Source organism: Micromonospora globispora (genome assembly GCF_003857015.1).
Lineage (GTDB): Bacteria > Actinomycetota > Actinomycetes > Mycobacteriales > Micromonosporaceae > Micromonospora > Micromonospora globispora.
The window spans coordinates 1-3,697 of sequence record NZ_QGGF01000269.1 but is presented as its reverse complement, the minus strand read 5'-3'; the positions used below and the strand labels follow the sequence as shown (position 1 = coordinate 3,697).

Here is a 3,697-nt window from a genome sequence, read left to right as displayed (position 1 = left end):
GCTTGCGGGCTGGTTGCTCGCCGCGTTGCCGGGCCAGCGCGTGCTGCACCCAGGCCAGCTCCGGTTCGGTACGCGGCGGCACCCCGTACTCCCAGCGCGGGTCGTAGCCGAGCTCCTCGAGACCCCAGTTGGTGACGCCGAACGGTGGGTGGCAGACGACGGCGTCGACGGTGCGGCCGGGGAACGCGTCGGCGCGGAGTGAGTCGCCGGGGCGGACCTCTCCGGGTACCTCGCGCAGGGCGAGCCAGAGCCCGGCGAGCTTCGCCAGGTCCTCGTCGAGCTCCTGCCCGTACGTCCCGGTGCAGCCGGCGCGGACGGCGGCCCGGAGGGTGGCGCCGGTGCCGGCGGCCGGGTCGAGAACCGCGCCACCGCCGACATCGGCGAGTCCGACCATCAGGTCGGCCAGGTCGTCGGGGGTGGCGAAGGGGCGACCCGGGCCGGGTGCGGAGAAGCGCTGCCAGAGCTGGTCGAAGGCGCCCTGCGGGCCGAGCTCGTCGGCGAGGGCGTCGATCTCGGGGAGCAGGCCGGAAAGCTGCTTGTCGACCTGCTTGCGGGCTGGTTGCTCGCCGCGTTGCCGGGCCAGCAGGTACGCCCCGACGCTGGCCAGCGCCGTCGCCGGGCTCTCCTTCGCCGCGGCCAAGTGCTGCCAGAGGTGGTCGGTTCGGGACAGCTCGGGCAGCTTGCCCTGGTCGCGCAGCCACTGCTCGACCTGGCCCAGGTCGAACTCGGGACTGGCCGCCGTGCCGCTCACCGGGGCGGGGAAGTCGGCGTACCGCTTACGCCAGTTGCTCACCGCGGCACGGCCTACTCCCGCGAGCCGGGCGATCTCCGCTGCCGTGACTGTCGGGGTTTCCTGCACCTCCGCAGTGTGTCATACCTGTCAAGCATCATGCTTGTTGACAGCGTTCACAGCGTCTGCTCTTATTGACGCCGCAACGTTCACATCAGGAGGACAACGATGCGCAAGGCCACCACTCTCGCTCTGCTCGCCATCGGTCTCGTCGCGCTGGGCTGCGGCGCCGGCAGCACCGACGACGCCACCAGCAGCAAGGCCGACGCCGGCGCCGCCAAGGGCGACGACAAGCCGAAGACCGCCAAGATCGGCCAGCCGGCCCGGGACGGGAAGTTCGAGTTCACCGTCAAGTCGTCCAAGTGCGGCGTCGCGAAGGTCGGCACGTCGATGATCGGCGACAAGGCCCAGGGCCAGTTCTGCCTGATCACGGTCAACGTCAAGAACATCGGCAAGGAGGCGCAGACCCTCGACGGCAGCAGCCAGAAGGCCTACGCCGCCAACGGCACCGAGTACTCGTCCGACAGCGAGGCCGGCCTCTACGCCAACAAGGACGGCAGCACCTTCTTCGAGGACATCAACCCCGGCAACCAGGTCACCGGCGTGTTCGTCTTCGACATCCCGAAGAACGTGAAGCTCACCAAGCTCGAGCTCCACGACTCGGCGTTCTCCGGCGGCGTGACCGTCTCCCTCACCTGATCCACCGCTCAACCCGGGGCGGGCGCCACCGCCCGCCCCGCCCTTCCCCCACCTCGCCCCTGTTCACGGAGGAGACCGCCATGACGGACCCGACCAGCCCGATGCCGGCCGAGCAGCCCGCCGTCCCGCCTGCTTCTCCGCAGCCCTCGCTGCCGCTTGTTGTCGAGGCGCAGCCCGAGCTGGCGGCGCCGCAGCCGCCGAGAAGGCGTCGCATGTATTTGCTGGTGGGAGCCGCGGTGGTTGCCGTTTTCCTGGCAGCCGGCGCTGCTATTGCCCTCGCCAACCGACCGTCCCCGCTCGAAGTTGCTCGCGAAAAGTGCGGAGCTGCCTCGGACGACTACGCCAAGTTGGGCGACGATGGCGCCACGCTGACTCTCCACGGTGTCGGCAAGGAGAGCAGCGGCCTGAGCTTCGACCAGCTCCAGTGCTACTGGTCCGAGCTTGAGATGCCCGACTCGGTGCGGGCAGAGGTCGAAGCGACCAGAGCGCTGGACGGACGGCAGTCCGGCGAGTGGGAGGGCATCCACGCCTCGTGGAGCTACCACCCGGACAGCGGCGTCCAGATGGTGTTCACCCTCGCCGACTGAACACGGGCCCTCTACCTGTTGCCGATCCTCCGCCAAGCGGCCTGGTCGGGCGTCCGGTCGATCAACCACCGATCCGTTTTGCGACATCAGCTCCAAAGCGTCCTCGCGGCTACTCCGCCGCCCCGATTCCGCTTCCTCAAGCGGAACGTGCACGTACCCCAGCTGTCACTTCACCCGGAGATGACCATGGCCCGCCGCGACCACCACTTCGCGATCCCTTCGATGCCTGCCCGAGCTACCAGCCCCGTGAATTCCGTGCCGCACACCAACCGCTCGGCCGGGATCATTCTGGTTGCCTTCCTGCTGCCGGCGCTCGCCCTGACCGGTTGTGGAGACGATCGGAAGGTGGCCGCGAGTGCGTCGAAGCCTTCGACCAGTCCGTCTGCATCGGGGAGCCCGTCCCCGACGCCGAGCCCGACTCCGGCCGCCGACCGGGACGGCGACGGGATCCCCGACAGTAGCGACACCTACCCGGATGACCCGAAGAACATCCTTCAGCAGGCGCCGGTCAACCTGGACTGCGAGACCGAGAACGAATGGGAAGGCACTCTCCTCACTGTCTACCCGGGCAAGGACGGCCGGCCGGACTTCGCCGACGTCTGGGCGGCCAAGCCGAGTTCCTGCGAGATCGCCGGCAGCTTGAACATCGTCACGGCCGTCGAGAAGCAGGCCTACAAGGTCTCCAAGTACGACGACCAGGACATCTCGACGCTGTACGAGATCTGCGCCGCGGTCGACCCGGACGACGTCTACGCCGAGGCCGGCTTCGCCGCCAGCAGCGAGCAGATCCCCGAGATCAACGCCGCGCTGATCCTCTGCCCTACCCACCCGTACGCCAAGAAATGGCGGGCGGCCGTGCAGCGCGGTCAGGTCGACGCGGACCTGGAGGCCCAGGGGCGGCTGTTCGGCTCCGGCACCTACCGGGTCGGCAAGGAAATCAAGCCTGGCACGTACGTCACCCACGACGTCGATGGGTGCTACTGGGAGCGCCAGAACAGCTCCGGAAACATCATCGACAACTACTTCACCAACGGTGCCCGCCGGGTGCAGGTCACCATCCGCTCTTCCGACTACGCCTTCCACTCGGAGAACTGCGGCGAGTGGCGCCCCGCTCGCTGACGCCGTTTCCCCGGTCAGCCTCATTGCCCGACAACAAGACGTCAGGAGGCGTCGTGCGTCCCGATGAGTTCCTCCGCGCCCTGGACCTGCTCCCCGCTCCCCTGCACGACCGCGCCCTCGCCCTCCGCGCCTACGTCATGCCCCGCCGCTGCGAGGCCTGCCAGGCCGTCGGCGACGCGGTCCGGCTGGCGCTGACCGCCGCCCACTACGACGAGCTCGGCTCGGCAGGCGAGCTACTCGACAGCGCCGCACGGCTCGCCAAGCAGCACGGGCGAGCCTGCCGGCCCGAGCACCAGCCGGGCCGCGGCCAGGTCCGCCGCTGGGCGGAGACGTCCGCGCCGCTGGTCGCCGCGACCGACGCCAGCTGGAAGGGGCGCGCCGGCGGCATCGGGTACGTCGCCAGCGACGGCCACTACGGCCTGCGCAGCCGCCGTCCCGGCCGTGTCGACCCGACCCGCTGCTCCCGGGTCCTGGTCCGCGAGCTGCGGCCCTGGCTCGCGGC

5 protein-coding genes are annotated in these 3,697 nt (G+C 69.8%); 4 read left to right on the top strand and 1 reads right to left on the bottom strand.

Annotation, left to right across the window (positions count from 1 at the left end; all coding sequences use genetic code 11):
- Positions 1-859, bottom strand: an 859-nt coding sequence (locus DKL51_RS12715; RefSeq protein WP_148097779.1) for an N-6 DNA methylase, incomplete at its 3' end; no start/stop codon positions are given.
- A 99-nt stretch (positions 860-958) separates the two neighbouring features.
- Here DKL51_RS12715 and DKL51_RS12710 point away from each other — a divergent pair.
- From DKL51_RS12710 to DKL51_RS12695, 4 genes are all read left to right on the top strand, one after another.
- On the top strand, positions 959-1,489 hold the full coding sequence (locus DKL51_RS12710) for a DUF4352 domain-containing protein (protein WP_124812067.1): 531 nt from the start codon (positions 959-961) through the stop codon (positions 1,487-1,489).
- 80 nt (positions 1,490-1,569) lie between these two features.
- Positions 1,570-2,076: a hypothetical protein gene (locus tag DKL51_RS12705; RefSeq protein WP_124812066.1), complete on the top strand. Its 507-nt coding sequence runs from the start codon at positions 1,570-1,572 to the stop codon at positions 2,074-2,076.
- 255 nt (positions 2,077-2,331) lie between these two features.
- Entirely contained in the window at positions 2,332-3,195 is an 864-nt protein-coding gene (locus DKL51_RS12700) for an Rv1352/Rv1906c domain-containing protein (protein WP_124812065.1), read from the top strand.
- Between the two features lie 53 nt (positions 3,196-3,248).
- The coding region (locus DKL51_RS12695; RefSeq protein ID WP_148097778.1) for a hypothetical protein at positions 3,249-3,697 on the top strand (449 nt) is incomplete at its 3' end.